This window comes from Pseudomonas asplenii, assembly GCF_001293465.1.
GTDB lineage: Bacteria > Pseudomonadota > Gammaproteobacteria > Pseudomonadales > Pseudomonadaceae > Aquipseudomonas > Aquipseudomonas fuscovaginae_B.
Genome location: NZ_JSYZ01000003.1, coordinates 516933 through 531604, shown reverse-complemented (window position 1 = coordinate 531604; position 14672 = coordinate 516933). Strand labels below are relative to the sequence as shown.

Here is a 14672-nt window from a genome sequence, read left to right as displayed (position 1 = left end):
AAAAATTGAGACCCTGGAGATCGCAACATGAAGCGTCGTAGTTTGATCAAGGCTTTTACCCTGACGGCATCGATTGCCGCCATGGGCCTGACCTGGACCGTCGAGGCCGCCGAGACCATCAAGGTCGGCATCCTGCATTCGCTTTCCGGCACCATGGCGATCTCCGAGACTTCGCTCAAGGACATGGCGCTGATGACCATCGACGAGATCAACGCCAAGGGCGGGGTCAACGGCAAGATGCTCGAGCCGGTGGTGGTCGACCCGGCCTCCAATTGGCCGCTGTTCGCCGAGAAGAGCCGCCAGTTGCTGACCCAGGACAAGGTCGCGGTGGTGTTCGGCTGCTGGACCTCGGTATCGCGCAAATCGGTGCTGCCCGTATTCGAGGAACTCAATGGCCTGCTGTTCTACCCGGTGCAATACGAAGGCGAAGAAATGTCGCCAAACGTCTTCTACACCGGCGCCGCGCCGAACCAGCAGGCGATCCCGGCGGTGGAATACCTGATGAGCGAGGATGGCGGCAGCGCCAAGCGCTTCTTCCTGCTCGGTACCGACTACGTCTACCCGCGCACCACCAACAAGATCCTGCGCGCGTTCCTGCATTCCAAGGGCGTGGCGGACAAGGATATCGAAGAGGTCTACACCCCGTTCGGCCATGCCGACTACCAGACCATCGTCGCCAACATCAAGAAATTCTCCGCCGGCGGCAAGACCGCGGTCATCTCCACCGTCAACGGCGACTCCAACGTACCGTTCTACAAGGAACTGGCGAACCAGGGCCTGAAGGCCACCGACGTACCGGTGGTGGCCTTCTCCGTCGGCGAGGAAGAACTGCGTGGCATCGACACCAAGCCACTGGTGGGCAACCTCGCCGCCTGGAACTACTTCGAGTCGGTGAACAACCCGGTGAACCAGAAGTTCGTCGCCGACTGGAAGGCCTATGCCAAGAAGAAAAACCTGCCGGGCGCCGACAAGGCGGTGACCAACGACCCGATGGAAGCCACCTACGTCGGCATCCACATGTGGGCCCAGGCGGTGGAAAAAGCCAAATCCACCGATGTCGACAAGGTCCGCGAAGCCCTCGCCGGGCAGACCTTCGCCGCACCGTCGGGCTACACCCTGACCATGGACAAGACCAACCACCACCTGCACAAGCCGGTGATGATCGGCGAGATCCAGCCGGACGGTCAGTTCAACGTGGTCTGGCAGACCGAAGGGCCGATCCGTGCCCAGCCCTGGAGCCCGTTCATTCCGGGCAACGACAAGAAGCCGGACTATGCGGTGAAGAGCAACTGAGTCATCGGGCCTGGAACAGCTGTCCAGGCCCGATCCACACCCTGTGGGAGCGGGCTTGTCGCGGCGCCGAACCGCCGCGAAGAACGATGACGCGATGCACCTGACACACCGCGTCGCCCTTACGCTTCGCCGGCAAGCCGGCTCCCACGGTGTACGTGCGTTTTCAAGGACCTCGTTATGCCCACTGCCCTTCGTCGCCTGATCCTCACCGCACTCCTGGCGCTGCCCATGACCGCTCACGCCAGCGATGCCAGCGACTTCATCGCGGCCAACCCGACCCAACAGGCCAGGCTGCTGGAAAGCTGGGCCGCCCAGCCGGACCCGGCCCGTATCGAGTTGATCGCCAGCCTGCAACAGGGCGAGATCAGCGTCGACGGCGCGCCGGCCCAACCGGTACGCCTGAACAACCGCCTGCGCGGCCTGATCGACACCGCGGTCGCCGCCCAGCAACTGCTCGCCGCCGATGCCAAGGTACGCCTCGCCGCCGCCCTGCAACTGCAGAAAAGCGCCAAACCGGCACAGCTTCCCTTCCTCGACCGGCAACTGGCCGGGGAAACCAACCCCGACGTGCATGCCGCGCTGAGCCTGGCCCTGGCCAACCTGCAACTGGTCGACCCCAACCCCGGCATCCGCCTGGCCGCGGTGCGCCTGCTCGGCGAGAGCGGCGATCCCCTGGCCCGCACCCGCCTCGAAGACCTGCTGCAACCCGGCGTGGAGCCGGATGCCGGCGTGCACACCGCCGCCGAGACCAGCCTGGCCCAGGTCAAGCGCAAGCTGATGGTCGGCGAACTGCTCGGCCAGGCCTTCAGCGGCATGTCCCTGGGCTCGATCCTGCTGCTGGCGGCTCTCGGCCTGGCCATCACCTTCGGCCTGCTCGGGGTGATCAACATGGCCCACGGCGAGATGCTGATGCTCGGTGCCTACGCCACCTACGGCGTGCAACTGCTGTTCCAGCGCCTCATGCCCCAGGCCCTCGACTACTATCCGCTGGTGGCCCTGCCGGTGGCGTTCTTCGTCACCGCCGCCATCGGCATGGCCCTGGAGCGCACGGTGATCCGCCACCTCTACGGCCGGCCACTGGAGACCCTGCTCGCCACCTGGGGCATCAGCCTGATGCTGATCCAACTGGTGCGCCTGCTGTTCGGCGCGCAGAACGTCGAGGTCGCCAACCCGAGCTGGCTGTCCGGTGGTATCCAGGTCCTGCCCAACCTCGTGCTGCCCTACAGCCGCCTGGTGATCATCGCCTTCGCCCTGTTCGTGGTGGCGCTGACCTGGCTGCTGCTGAACCGCACCCGCCTCGGCCTGAACGTGCGCGCCGTGACCCAGAACCGCAACATGGCCGCCTGCTGCGGCGTGCCCACCGGCCGCGTCGACATGCTCGCCTTCGGCCTCGGCTCGGGGATCGCCGGACTCGGCGGCGTGGCCCTGAGCCAGATCGGCAACGTCGGCCCCGACCTCGGCCAGAGCTACATCATCGACTCGTTCCTGGTGGTGGTGCTCGGCGGCGTCGGCCAATTGGCCGGCAGTGTCGCCGCCGCGTTCGGCCTGGGGATCGCCAACAAGATCCTCGAACCGCAGATCGGCGCGGTACTGGGCAAGATCCTGATCCTCGCGCTGATCATTCTGTTTATCCAGAAACGTCCGCAAGGGCTCTTCGCACTGAAAGGACGGGTGATCGACTGATGAACCAGCCCCTGCTGTTGAGCGCCACCCAAAAGGCCGGCCCACGCCTGACGATCGCCGTCGGTGGCCTGCTCCTGGCCCTGCTGCTGGCCCTGCCGCTGCTCTCGCTGCTGCCGGCGCAGAACCCGCTGCAGGTCTCGGCCTATACCCTGACCCTGGTGGGCAAGATCCTCTGCTACGCCATCGTCGCCCTCGCCCTCGACCTGGTCTGGGGCTATGCCGGGCTGCTGTCCCTGGGCCACGGCCTGTTCTTCGCCCTGGGCGGCTACGCCATGGGCATGTACCTGATGCGCGAAGCCTCCGGCGACCAGTTGCCGGCGTTCATGACCTTCCTGTCGTGGAGCGAACTGCCGTGGTACTGGGTCGGCACCGAACATTTCCTCTGGGCCCTGTGCCTGGTGGTGCTGGCGCCGGGACTGTTGGCGCTGGTGTTCGGTTTCTTCGCCTTCCGCTCGCGGATCAAGGGCGTGTATTTCTCGATCATGACCCAGGCCCTGACCTTCGCCGCGATGCTGCTGTTCTTTCGCAACGAGACCGGTTTCGGCGGCAACAACGGCTTCACCAACTTCCGCAGCATCCTCGGCTTCGGCATCACCGAGCCGGGCACCCGCGCCGCGCTGTTTCTGGCCACCGTGCTGCTGTTGCTGGCCAGCCTGTACAGCGGCTGGCGGCTGGCGCGCAGCAAGTTCGGCCGGGTGCTGACCGCCCTGCGCGACGCGGAGAACCGGCTGATGTTCTGCGGCTACGACCCACGCGGCTTCAAGCTGTTCGTCTGGGTCCTGAGCGCGGTGCTGTGCGGCCTGGCCGGGGCGCTGTACGTGCCCCAGGTGGGGATCATCAACCCCAGCGAAATGTCGCCGACCAACTCCATCGAGGCTGCCGTCTGGGTCGCCCTCGGCGGCCGCGGCACGCTGGTCGGCCCGCTGCTCGGCGCCGGCCTGGTCAATGGCATGAAGAGCTGGTTCACCGTGGCCTTTCCGGAATACTGGCTGTTCTTCCTCGGCGCACTGTTCATCGTCGTCACCCTGTATCTGCCCAAGGGCGTGATCGGCCTGCTGAAGAAAAGGGGCGAAGCATGAGAATCACACCGACCGCCGAGTTCATGCTCGAGCCCGTATTCGACGCCAACCGCGATGCCGGCACCGGCCGCGACGCCATCGGCCTCGGCCAGGCCGCCGGCAAGGGGCTCGATACCCGCCACGGAACCATCCTGACCCTGGAGGGCATCAGTGTCAGCTTCGATGGTTTCAAGGCGCTGAACGACCTCAACCTGTACATCGGCGTCGGCGAGCTGCGCTGCATCATCGGCCCCAACGGGGCCGGCAAGACCACCCTGATGGACGTGATCACCGGCAAGACCCGGCCCGGCCAGGGCAAGGCCTGGTTCGGCGAAACCCTGGACCTGACGCAGATGAGCGAAGTGCAGATCGCCCAGGCCGGGATCGGCCGCAAGTTCCAGAAACCCACGGTGTTCGAAGCCCTGAGCGTGTTCGAAAACCTCGAGCTGGCGCAAAAGACCGACAAGTCGGTGTGGGCCAGCCTGCGCGCACGGCTGACGGGCGAGCAGAAGGACCGCATCGCCGAGGTACTGGAGACCATCCGCCTGACGGCCTCGGTCAATCGCCCGGCGGGGCTGTTGTCCCACGGCCAGAAGCAGTTCCTGGAGATCGGCATGCTGCTGATGCAGGACCCGCGATTGCTGCTGCTCGACGAACCGGTGGCCGGCATGACCGACGCCGAGACCGAGTTCACCGCCGAGCTGTTCAAGAGCCTGGCCGGCAAGCACTCGCTGATGGTGGTGGAACACGACATGGGCTTCGTCGGCGCGATCGCCGACCACGTGACCGTGTTGCACCAGGGCAGCGTGCTGGCCGAAGGTTCGCTGGCGCAGGTACAGGAAAACGAGCGCGTCATCGAGGTCTACCTCGGCCGCTGAGAAAACGCCGCGCCCCCTGTAGGAGCCGGGCTTGCCCGCGAAGGCGTCCTGACGATCGCTAGAAGCTTCGCGGGCAAGCCACGCTCCTACAAGGGGCGATGCAAGACAAGACAGAGTGGGGAAACTGAGCATGCTGCAAGTCGACAAGCTGCACCAATACTACGGCGGTAGCCACATCCTGCGCGGCCTGTCGTTCGATGTGAAAGTCGGTGAGATCACCTGCCTGCTCGGGCGCAACGGCGTGGGCAAGACCACCCTGCTCAAGTGCCTGATGGGCCTGCTGCCCACCCGCGAAGGCAGCGTCAACTGGGAGGGCAGCGCCATCACCGGCTTCAAGCCGCACCAGCGGGTGCACGCCGGGATCGCCTATGTGCCCCAGGGCCGGGAGATCTTCGGCCGGCTGACCGTCGAGGAAAACCTGCTGATGGGCCTGTCGCGCTTTCCCGCCTCGCAGGCCCGGGAAGTCCCCGCGTTCATTTACGAGCTGTTCCCGGTCCTACAGCAGATGAAGCATCGGCGCGGTGGCGACCTCTCCGGCGGCCAGCAGCAACAGCTGGCGATCGGCCGGGCGCTGGCCAGTCGTCCGCGGCTGCTGATCCTCGATGAACCGACCGAGGGCATCCAGCCTTCGGTCATCAAGGAAATCGGTGCGGTGATCCGCAAACTGGCGGCCCGTGGCGACATGGCGATCCTGCTGGTGGAGCAGTTCTACGACTTCGCCGCCGAGCTGGCCGACCAGTACCTGGTGATGTCCCGGGGCGAGATCATCCAGCAGGGCCGCGGAGAAAATATGGAAGCCGAGGGTGTACGCGGGTTGGTTACGATCTAACCTGTAGCGTCCGGACAACAATCGATCATCATGACCTCATCTGCCACCAACGCCCTGTTCACGCCCAGCTGGCACGCCGAGCTGGAGCTGGGTTACGCCCGCTTCGGCGACACCACACGGCCGGTCCGCCGCCGTCACCTGGGCCCGCTGCGGGTACAGAAACACCTGTATGCCGAAGGCCCCGAAGTCTGCCAGCACATCATCGTTCATCCGCCCGGGGGGATCGCCGGCGGCGACCGGCTGGACATCAGCGCCCACGTCGAACGCGACGCCTGGGCACAGTTGACCAGCCCCGGCGCGGCCAAGTGGTATCGCGCCAGCGGGCCCGCCCACCAGAGCATCAGGCTCCGGGTCGGCGCTGGCGCCACCCTGGAATGGCTGCCCCAGGAAACCATCGTGTTCAGCGCGGCCCAGGCCGAGCTCGACACCCGGATCGAGCTGGAAGGCGATGCCCGGCTGTTCTACTGGGACATGGTCGCCCTTGGCCGCCCGGCCAGCGGCGAACGCTTCGACCTCGGCCACTTCCAGTCCCACCTGGACATCCGCCGCGACGGGCGGCCGCTCTGGCACGAACGCCAGCGCATTCTCGGCAGCGACGGCCTGCTGGACTCGCCGATCGGGCTCGATGGCCAACCGGTCTTCGCCACCCTGCTGGTCACCGGTGACATCGACAGCGAACTGCTCGAACGCTGCCGCCACCTGCCGACACCGGTGCGCGGCGACCTCAGCCAACTGCCCGGCCTGCTGGTGGCCCGCTGCCTGGCCGGGCAGGCGCTGCATGCGCGGGCCTGGCTGATCGAGCTGTGGAGGCTGCTACGGCCGACGCTGCTGGGCCGCGAGGCCGTGCCGCCGAGGATCTGGAATACATGAACTGCCCCTACGACTTGCGTTTTTCAACTGCCTGCCAACGGATCTGTGAACCATGGACCTGACTCCCCGCGAAAAAGACAAACTGCTGATTTTCACCGCCGGCCTGGTCGCCGAACGACGCCTGGCCCGCGGGGTGAAACTCAATTATCCGGAAGCCATGGCCTACATCTCGGCCGCGCTGCTCGAAGGCGCCCGCGACGGCCAGACCGTGGCCGAACTGATGAACTACGGCACCACACTGCTCAGCCGCGAACAGGTGATGGAAGGCATCCCGGAGATGATCCCGGAGATCCAGGTCGAAGCGACTTTCCCCGACGGTACCAAGCTGGTCACCGTCCACCAGCCGATCGTCTGAGGCCGCCCATGTCCTACGTCATCCGCGATGCCCTGCATGCCGACCTGCCGGCCATTCGCGACATCTACAACGACGCGGTGCTCAACACCACGGCGATCTGGAACGAGCAACCGGTGGACCTCGGCAACCGCCAGGCCTGGTTCAGCGCCCGCCAGGCCCAGGCCTATCCGATCCTGGTGATCGTCGACAGTACCGACAGCGTGCTCGGCTACGCTTCCTTCGGTGACTGGCGGCCCTTCGAGGGCTTCCGCCACACCGTCGAACACTCGGTGTACGTGCGCAACGACCAGCGCGGCAACGGCCTGGGACCCAGGCTGATGACGGCGCTGATCGAACGCGCCCGTCATGGCGGCAAGCACATCATGGTCGCCGCCATCGAGAGTGGTAACAGCGCCTCCATTCGCCTGCATGAACGCCTGGGTTTCGTCACCACCGGGCAGATGCCCCAGGTGGGGGTGAAGTTCGGCCGCTGGCTGGACCTGACCTTCATGCAACTGTGCCTGAACCCGGGCGCCCTGCCGCCCGCCATCGCCAAGGAGTAAGCCGATGAACGCTGCCCAGCTGCGTCGCGTGACCCACGAAAGCTTTGCGCATTACCGCCAGGGGCTGATCGAATTGTTGCTCGATGCCGTGGAGCACGGTGCCTCCGTAGGCTTCATGGCCGATCTCGATGCACGCCAGGCGCGTGCCTATTTCGACGGTGTGCAGGCGGCCCTGGACAACGGCGGCCTGCTGCTCTGGGTGGTGGTGCGCAACGAGCAGGTGCTGGCCAGCGTGCAACTGCAGTTGTGCCAGAAGCCCAACGGGCAGAACCGTGCCGAAGTGCAGAAACTGCTGGTGCGGGGCGAGGCCCGTCGCCATGGTCTCGGCCAGCAGTTGATGCAGGCCGTGGAGCAGGCGGCCCGCGAACAGCGGCGCGGCCTGTTGTACCTCGACACCCAGGCCGGCTCCGATGCCGAAGCCTTCTACCGCGCCCTCGGCTACACCCGGGTGGGCGAACTGCCGGATTACTGCACCACACCGGACGGCCGGCATCACCCGACCGCCATTTACTTCAAGACTCTGGGACGACCCGAATGATTCCTGGTGAATATCAGATCCAGCCTGGCGACATCGAGCTCAATGCCGGTCGCCGGACCGTCAGCCTGAGCGTGGCCAACAGCGGCGACCGACCGATCCAGGTCGGCTCCCACTACCACTTCTTCGAAACCAACGACGCCCTGAGCTTCGACCGCGCCGCCAGCCGCGGCATGCGCCTGAACATCCCGGCCGGCACCGCGGTGCGCTTCGAGCCGGGGCAAAGCCGCGAGGTCGAACTGGTGGAACTGGCCGGGCTGCGCCGCGTGTTCGGCTTTGCCGGCCGGGTCATGGGCAATCTGGACAAGGAACCGACATGAAGATTTCCCGACAAGCCTACGCCGACATGTTCGGCCCCACCGTCGGCGACAAGGTCCGCCTGGCGGACACCGAGCTGTGGATCGAAGTGGAGAAGGACTTCACCACCTACGGTGAGGAAGTGAAGTTCGGCGGCGGCAAGGTGATCCGCGACGGCATGGGCCAGGGCCAACTGCTCGCCGCCGACGTGGTCGACACCCTGATCACCAACGCCCTGATCATCGACCACTGGGGCATCGTCAAGGCCGACGTCGGCCTCAAGGACGGACGCATCGCCGCCATCGGCAAGGCCGGCAACCCGGATATCCAGCCCGACGTGACCATCGCCGTCGGCGCCAGTACCGAAGTGATCGCCGGCGAGGGCATGATCCTCACCGCCGGCGGTATCGACACCCATATCCACTTCATCTGTCCGCAGCAGATCGAAGAGGCGCTGATGAGCGGCGTCACCACCATGATCGGCGGCGGCACCGGGCCGGCCACCGGCAGCAACGCCACCACCTGCACCTCCGGGCCCTGGCACCTGGCACGCATGCTCCAGGCCGCCGACGCCTTCCCGATGAACATCGGCCTGACCGGCAAGGGCAACGCCAGCCTGCCGGAACCGCTGGTCGAACAGGTCAAGGCCGGTGCCATCGGCCTCAAGCTCCACGAGGACTGGGGCACCACCCCGGCGTCGATCGACAATTGCCTGGGCGTGGCCGACCAGTACGACGTGCAGGTGGCGATCCATACCGACACCCTCAACGAGTCCGGTTTCGTCGAAACCACCCTGGGCGCGTTCAAGGGCCGCACCATCCACACCTATCACACCGAGGGTGCCGGTGGCGGCCATGCGCCGGACATCATCAAGGCCTGCGGCTTCGCCAACGTCCTGCCGAGTTCGACCAACCCGACCCGGCCGTTCACCCGCAACACCATCGACGAGCACCTGGACATGCTGATGGTCTGCCACCACCTCGACCCCAGCATCGCCGAGGACGTGGCCTTCGCCGAGAGCCGCATCCGTCGCGAGACCATCGCCGCCGAGGACATCCTGCACGACCTCGGCGCGTTCTCGATGATCAGCTCGGACAGCCAGGCCATGGGCCGGGTCGGCGAAGTGATCACCCGCACCTGGCAGACCGCCGACAAGATGAAGAAACAGCGCGGGCCGCTGCCGGGCGACGGTGAAGGCAACAGCAACTTCCGGGTCAAGCGCTACATCGCCAAGTACACCATCAACCCGGCGATCACCCATGGCATCAGCCATGAGGTCGGTTCCATCGAAGTGGGCAAGTGGGCCGACCTGGTGCTCTGGCGCCCGGCCTTCTTCGGCATCAAGCCGACGCTGATCCTCAAGGGCGGCGCGATCGCCGCCAGCCTGATGGGCGATGCCAACGCCTCGATCCCGACGCCTCAGCCGGTGCACTACCGGCCGATGTTCGCCAGCTTCGGCGGCTCGCGGCATGCCACCAGCCTGACCTTCATCAGCCAGGCGGCGCTGGAAGCGGGGCTGCCCGAGAAGCTCGGGTTGAAGAAGCGGATCGCCGTGGTCAAGGGCTGTCGCGACGTGCAGAAGACCGACCTGATCCACAACGACTATCTGCCGCAGATCGAGGTCGACCCGCAGACCTACCAGGTCAAGGCCGATGGCGTGCTGCTGTGGTGCGAGCCGGCGCAGGTGCTGCCGATGGCGCAGCGCTACTTCCTCTTCTGATACGAGGCCGCTGGGCAAGGCTCCGCGTTAGCGGGGCCTGTTCGTGGATAACCGTGTCAGCGTCGTTCGCAGGGTCCATGCACGGCGCGAGCACTTGTGGGGCCGGACTCAGCCGCGAACAAGCGGGCGGGCCGGCCACCGTCCCCACAAGACTCAGTCGGGGACGAAACGCTGCAACCGCTGGCGTAGCATCTGGTTCTCCGCGCGCAATTGCCGGACTTCGCCCAACAGCTCCAGGGCCAGGGCGACGCCCTGCCACTCCAGTTCCAGATCCTGGCGCAGCTTCGCCGCACGCCGGGCAATCGGCAGTTCATGGTCGAGAAAACGCCAGGCGTCCGGTGAGCGGCCCTGAGGTTCGAGGATGCCGTGTTCGACGATTTCGATCACACAGGCGACCGGCAGGTCGGACGCCTCGCAGAAGGCTTGCATATCCAGTTGAACGCTCAGGGCAGGACTCATGATCAACTACTCCATTGTTCTCTCGGGTCGAATGCGGCCTTCTTCGCCAGTTCCTGCCACAACGCCTTCACCGCGTCGTCGCTGTGCCTGGGCATGACCGCCTTGAGTTGCACGAACAGATAACCGCGTTGCCCGGCCTTGTTCAGCAGGCCATGGCCCTTGGCCCGCATGCGCTGGCCGTTCTGGCTGCCGGCGGGCACCTTCAGATTGATTTTACCCGTCAGTGTCGGTACCGCCACTTCGGTCCCCAGCGCCAACTCCCACGGTGCCAGCGGCAACGTGATGATCAGGTTCTCACCTTCGACATCGAATTTGGGGTGAGGTGCGAAACGGATGGTCAGGTACAGATCGCCATTGGCCCCGCCGCCGACACCCGGTGCGCCCTGGCCCTTGAGGCGGATGCGTTCGCCGTCGGTCACCCCGGCCGGAATCTTCACGTTCAGGCTCTTGCTGGTGTTGCTCACATGCTGGCCGGCCGCGTTGTACTGAGGCACCTGGAAGGTGACCTTCTTCGACTCGTTCGACAGGCTCTCTTCCAGGAAGATCGGTAATTCCATTTCCACGTCTTGTCCTCGCCGGCCGGCGCTGCGACCTGATTGTCCGCCACCAAATCCGGCGCCGCGCGAGCCGAAGATCGAACTGAAGAAGTCCGAGAAGTCACCGCCGCCGCCAAACCCACCGTTGCCGCCACGCCCCTGCCAGCCAGGCGGGCCCTGGAACGGCTGGCCGTGCTGGCCGTATTTGCGCAGTTCATCGTACTCGGCGCGCTTGTCGGCGCTTTTCAGCGCTTCGTAGGCTTCCGAGGCGTCCTTGAACTTGGCCTCGGCGTCCTTTTCCTTGCTGACATCCGGGTGGTACTTGCGCGCCAGCTTGCGGTACGCGGCCTTGATCGCCTTGTCATCCGCCGTCGGCTCGACACCCAGGATCTTGTAGTAGTCTTTGAAGTCCATCTAGGGATCACCCTGCATTATCGATATCGCGCCGCTCGGCAGGACACAGCATGCGCCTTCGCGATCTCAAGGCTGTGACTGGGCGGGGCGTCAGAAGTTTATCGGCCGTGCCGGCGATTTCTTGTCATCGCCGATACACAACACGAACCAGTGACAGCAAGTTTGGGTGCAATGGCGCACCTTTCAAGTCATCCATGCACGATTGAGTGGATAACCGGCCTTCGATTCCGCGCTCGACTGGCATACACTGCGCGGCCGTTTTTTCACCGGAACTCGAAAGACATGAAAGACGCCTCTGCGGCCCGTGCCTGCGGCATCGACTTCGGCACGTCCAACTCCACTGTCGGCTGGCTGCGCCCCGGCATGGAAACGCTGATCGCACTGGAGGACGACAAGATCACCCTGCCTTCGGTGGTCTTCTTCAATATCGAGGAACGCCGCCCGGTCTACGGCCGGCTGGCCCTGCACGAGTATCTGGAAGGTTACGAAGGCCGCCTGATGCGCTCGCTCAAGAGCCTGCTGGGCTCCAAGCTGATCAAGCACGACACCAGCGTGCTGGGCACCGCCCTGCCGTTCAAGGACCTGCTCGGGATGTTCATCGGCCAGTTGAAGGGCCGCCTGGAAGCGACCGCCGGTCGGGAGTTCGAGCAGGTGGTGCTGGGCCGCCCGGTGTTTTTCGTCGATGACGACCCGGTTGCCGATCAGGAAGCCGAAGACACCCTGGTGGAAGTGGCGAAGAAGATCGGCTTCAAGGAGGTGTCCTTCCAGTACGAACCGATTGCCGCGGCCTTCGACTACGAGTCGAGCATCGAGCGCGAGGAACTGGTGCTGATCGTCGACATCGGCGGCGGTACCTCGGACTTCTCGCTGGTGCGCCTGTCGCCGCAGCGTCGCGGCCTGGACGAGCGTCATGAAGACATCCTCGCCACCGGCGGCGTGCACGTCGGCGGTACCGACTTCGACAAGCAGTTGAGCCTGCAGGGCGTGATGCCGCTGTTCGGCTACGGCAGCCGGATGAAGAGCGGCGCCTACATGCCCACCAGCCACCACATGAACCTGGCGACCTGGCACACCATCAACTCGGTGTACTCGCAGAAATCCCAGTTGGCCCTGGGCAGCATGCGCTACGACATCGAGGACACCGTGGGCATCGACCGCCTGTTCAAGCTGATCGAACAGCGCGCCGGACACTGGCTGGCGATGGAAGTCGAGGAAACCAAGATCCAGCTGACCCACGCCGAGAACCGGCATGTGCCACTGGACCGCATCGAGGCCGGCCTGAGCGTCGACCTGAGCCGCGCGCTGTTCGAGTCGTCGATCGATAACCTGCTGGAACGGATTCGCCAGAGCGTCACGCAGATCCTCGGCACCGCCGGTGTAGCGGTCGAGCAGGTCGACACGGTGTTCTTCACCGGCGGTTCAAGCGGCATCCCGGCGCTGCGCCAAAGCGTCGCGGCCATGCTGCCGAACGCCCGGCACGTCGAAGGGAACATCTTCGGCAGCATCGGCAGCGGCCTGGCGATCGACGCGCAGAAGCGCTACGGCTGATCCTGCGCCCGCGGATCAGGAACACGAACCCAACGAAATGCGACACCTTGTAGGAGCAAGGCTTGCCTGCGAAAGCGATGCCGGAATCGTCAAATGCTTCGCGGGCAAGCCGGGTCGCCGCGGCGCCAGCGCCTACAAGTCCTGCAGCACGACTGCGCCAGTCAGACCAGCTCCGCCCGCTTCAACTCGCTCTTGAGGTACGCGTAGTAGATCGGCCCCGCCACCACCCCGGGCAGGCCGAACGCCGCCTCGAACACCAGCATCGCCATCAGCAGTTCCCAGGACTTGGCACTGATCTGCCCGCCGACGATCCGCGCGTTGAGGAAGTATTCCAGCTTGTGGATGAAGATCAGGTAACCCAGCGCCGCCGCCGCGACCCAGATCGACAGCGACAGGGCGACGATGGTGATCAGGGTGTTGGACATCAGGTTGCCGATGACCGGCAGCAGCCCCAGCAGGAAGGTCAGCACGATCAGCGTCTTGGTCAGCGGCAGCTTGATCCCGCACAGCGGCAGGATCACCGCGAGGAACACGGCGGTGAACGCGGTATTGAGCGCCGAGATCTTGATCTGGGCGAAGACGATATTGCGAAACGCCTGCACCAGCAGGCGCAGACGGTCGAACAACGCCGCCGCCAGCGGTTTGCGCTGGCTGGCATCGGGCACATGCTGCAGCGCGACGATCGCCCCCAGCACCATGCCGATCAGCAACGTCACGAACATGTGCGCCGCATCCTTGCCCACCAGTTGCAACTCGCTCAGGTGACGCTTGAGCCATTCCCCGATAGCCACCTGGAATTCCGCCGCGCTGGCCGGCAGGTAGGCATCGATGAACGGTGGCAACTGTCCGCGGGCCTTGTCCACCACCTGCATGAACTTGCCCAGGGAAGCGCCGGGATTTTCCGCCTCGTGCAGCAGGAAACTGATGGCCCCGGCAAAGATCAGCGCCAGCACGCTGACGATCAGGGTACCCAGCAGCACGACCGCCAGCCAGCGCGCGCGGCGCCCGGCAATCAGGTGTTCGAGCTTGGGCGTAAGCATGTTCACCAGTTCGAACACCAGCAGGCCGGCCAACAGGCTCGGCAGCAGCCGCAGCGGCAGGACCAGCAGCAGGCTGCCGCAGACGATGATCAAACTGGCCAAGACTACATAACGCTGGGGAAACGCCGACATACAGCCTCAAAACGTAAAGAGAGCCAAGGGATGGGCAGTCTGCCAGCGTTCATGTGAGAGAACCAGGGGGACGTACACGCGACGATACAAAGTCCCCCGCGACCCAACTCGACCGCCGAAGACCTCCAACTGCCACCGTGGAGGTCCTGTCGGCCCGGGCTACTTCTTCAGGCAGGTGCTCATGAAGGTCTTGCGCTCGTCGCCCTTGAGCGCCTTGGCGGTGGCGTCGGCATTGCAGGTCTTCATCTTGTCCTGCTGGGTCATCGCCTTGGCCGGTTGGGCCTTCAGGCAGTTGCTCATGAAGGCTTTGCGTTCATCGCCCTTGAGGGCCTTGGTGGTGGCTTCGGCATTGCAGGTTTTCATCTTGTCCTGCTGGGCCTGTTGGGCAGCAGTGGCGGCAAAGCCCTGGGAGCACAGCAACAGGCCAGCCAGCAACAAAGGGATACGCAGCATGTTCATGGAGTTTTCTCCTGGTTGCCGCAC

At 65.1% G+C, this 14672-nt stretch carries 16 protein-coding genes; 12 read left to right on the top strand and 4 right to left on the bottom strand.

What is annotated here, in order from left to right:
* The first annotated feature begins 27 nt into the window (after nucleotides 1-27).
* From urtA to ureC, 11 genes are all read left to right on the top strand, one after another.
* A complete protein-coding gene (gene urtA / locus PF66_RS06300) occupies nucleotides 28-1293 on the top strand; it encodes an urea ABC transporter substrate-binding protein (protein WP_054061503.1) in 1266 nt (421 codons plus the stop codon).
* Nucleotides 1294-1470: 177 nt separating this feature from the next.
* Nucleotides 1471-2976 carry an urea ABC transporter permease subunit UrtB gene (gene urtB, locus PF66_RS06295; RefSeq protein WP_054062166.1) on the top strand — a complete coding sequence of 502 codons (1506 nt, stop codon included), beginning with the start codon at nucleotides 1471-1473 and terminating at the stop codon, nucleotides 2974-2976.
* Nucleotides 2976-4055, top strand: coding sequence for an urea ABC transporter permease subunit UrtC (urtC, locus tag PF66_RS06290; protein ID WP_054062165.1), 1080 nt, complete (start codon nucleotides 2976-2978; stop codon nucleotides 4053-4055). Before urtB ends, urtC begins: the two co-directional genes overlap by 1 nt.
* Nucleotides 4052-4912, top strand: a complete 861-nt coding sequence (urtD, locus tag PF66_RS06285) for an urea ABC transporter ATP-binding protein UrtD (protein WP_054062164.1) — start codon at nucleotides 4052-4054, stop codon at nucleotides 4910-4912. Before urtC ends, urtD begins: the two co-directional genes overlap by 4 nt.
* Nucleotides 4913-5042: 130 nt before the next feature.
* Nucleotides 5043-5741, top strand: a complete 699-nt coding sequence (gene urtE / locus PF66_RS06280) for an urea ABC transporter ATP-binding subunit UrtE (protein WP_054061350.1) — start codon at nucleotides 5043-5045, stop codon at nucleotides 5739-5741.
* Between the two features lie 30 nt (nucleotides 5742-5771).
* Nucleotides 5772-6611, top strand: a complete 840-nt coding sequence (locus PF66_RS06275; RefSeq protein ID WP_054062163.1) for an urease accessory protein UreD — start codon at nucleotides 5772-5774, stop codon at nucleotides 6609-6611.
* Between the two features lie 52 nt (nucleotides 6612-6663).
* Nucleotides 6664-6966, top strand: coding sequence for an urease subunit gamma (ureA, locus tag PF66_RS06270; RefSeq protein WP_054062162.1), 303 nt, complete (start codon nucleotides 6664-6666; stop codon nucleotides 6964-6966).
* A gap of 8 nt (nucleotides 6967-6974) precedes the next feature.
* Entirely contained in the window at nucleotides 6975-7508 is a 534-nt protein-coding gene (locus PF66_RS06265; protein ID WP_054062161.1) for a GNAT family N-acetyltransferase, read from the top strand.
* A 4-nt stretch (nucleotides 7509-7512) separates the two neighbouring features.
* The gene (locus PF66_RS06260) at nucleotides 7513-8046 is read left to right on the top strand and encodes a GNAT family N-acetyltransferase (RefSeq protein WP_054058374.1); all 534 of its coding nucleotides are present in this window, start codon (nucleotides 7513-7515) and stop codon (nucleotides 8044-8046) included.
* Complete coding sequence (locus PF66_RS06255) at nucleotides 8043-8363, top strand: urease subunit beta (protein ID WP_054058375.1); 321 nt, start codon at nucleotides 8043-8045, stop codon at nucleotides 8361-8363. The genes PF66_RS06260 and PF66_RS06255 overlap by 4 nt, the downstream gene beginning before the upstream one ends.
* Entirely contained in the window at nucleotides 8360-10060 is a 1701-nt protein-coding gene (gene ureC / locus PF66_RS06250; protein ID WP_054062160.1) for an urease subunit alpha, read from the top strand. The genes PF66_RS06255 and ureC overlap by 4 nt, the downstream gene beginning before the upstream one ends.
* A 153-nt stretch (nucleotides 10061-10213) precedes the next feature.
* Here the strand turns inward: ureC and PF66_RS06245 are convergent, their stop codons facing one another.
* A complete protein-coding gene (locus PF66_RS06245; RefSeq protein WP_054058377.1) occupies nucleotides 10214-10519 on the bottom strand; it encodes a chaperone modulator CbpM in 306 nt (101 codons plus the stop codon).
* A 2-nt stretch (nucleotides 10520-10521) separates the two neighbouring features.
* Nucleotides 10522-11469: a DnaJ C-terminal domain-containing protein gene (locus PF66_RS06240; protein ID WP_054058378.1), complete on the bottom strand. Its 948-nt coding sequence runs from the start codon at nucleotides 11467-11469 to the stop codon at nucleotides 10522-10524.
* Nucleotides 11470-11751: 282 nt separating this feature from the next.
* On the opposite strand from PF66_RS06240, the gene PF66_RS06235 reads away from it, so the two are divergent.
* On the top strand, nucleotides 11752-13017 hold the full coding sequence (locus tag PF66_RS06235) for an Hsp70 family protein (RefSeq protein ID WP_054062159.1): 1266 nt from the start codon (nucleotides 11752-11754) through the stop codon (nucleotides 13015-13017).
* Nucleotides 13018-13178: 161 nt separating this feature from the next.
* Here PF66_RS06235 and PF66_RS06230 read toward each other — a convergent pair whose 3' ends face one another.
* Nucleotides 13179-14189 carry an AI-2E family transporter gene (locus PF66_RS06230; RefSeq protein ID WP_054058380.1) on the bottom strand — a complete coding sequence of 337 codons (1011 nt, stop codon included), beginning with the start codon at nucleotides 14187-14189 and terminating at the stop codon, nucleotides 13179-13181.
* A gap of 159 nt (nucleotides 14190-14348) precedes the next feature.
* Entirely contained in the window at nucleotides 14349-14648 is a 300-nt protein-coding gene (locus PF66_RS06225) for a PsiF family protein (protein ID WP_054058381.1), read from the bottom strand.
* Nucleotides 14649-14672 lie beyond the last annotated feature (24 nt).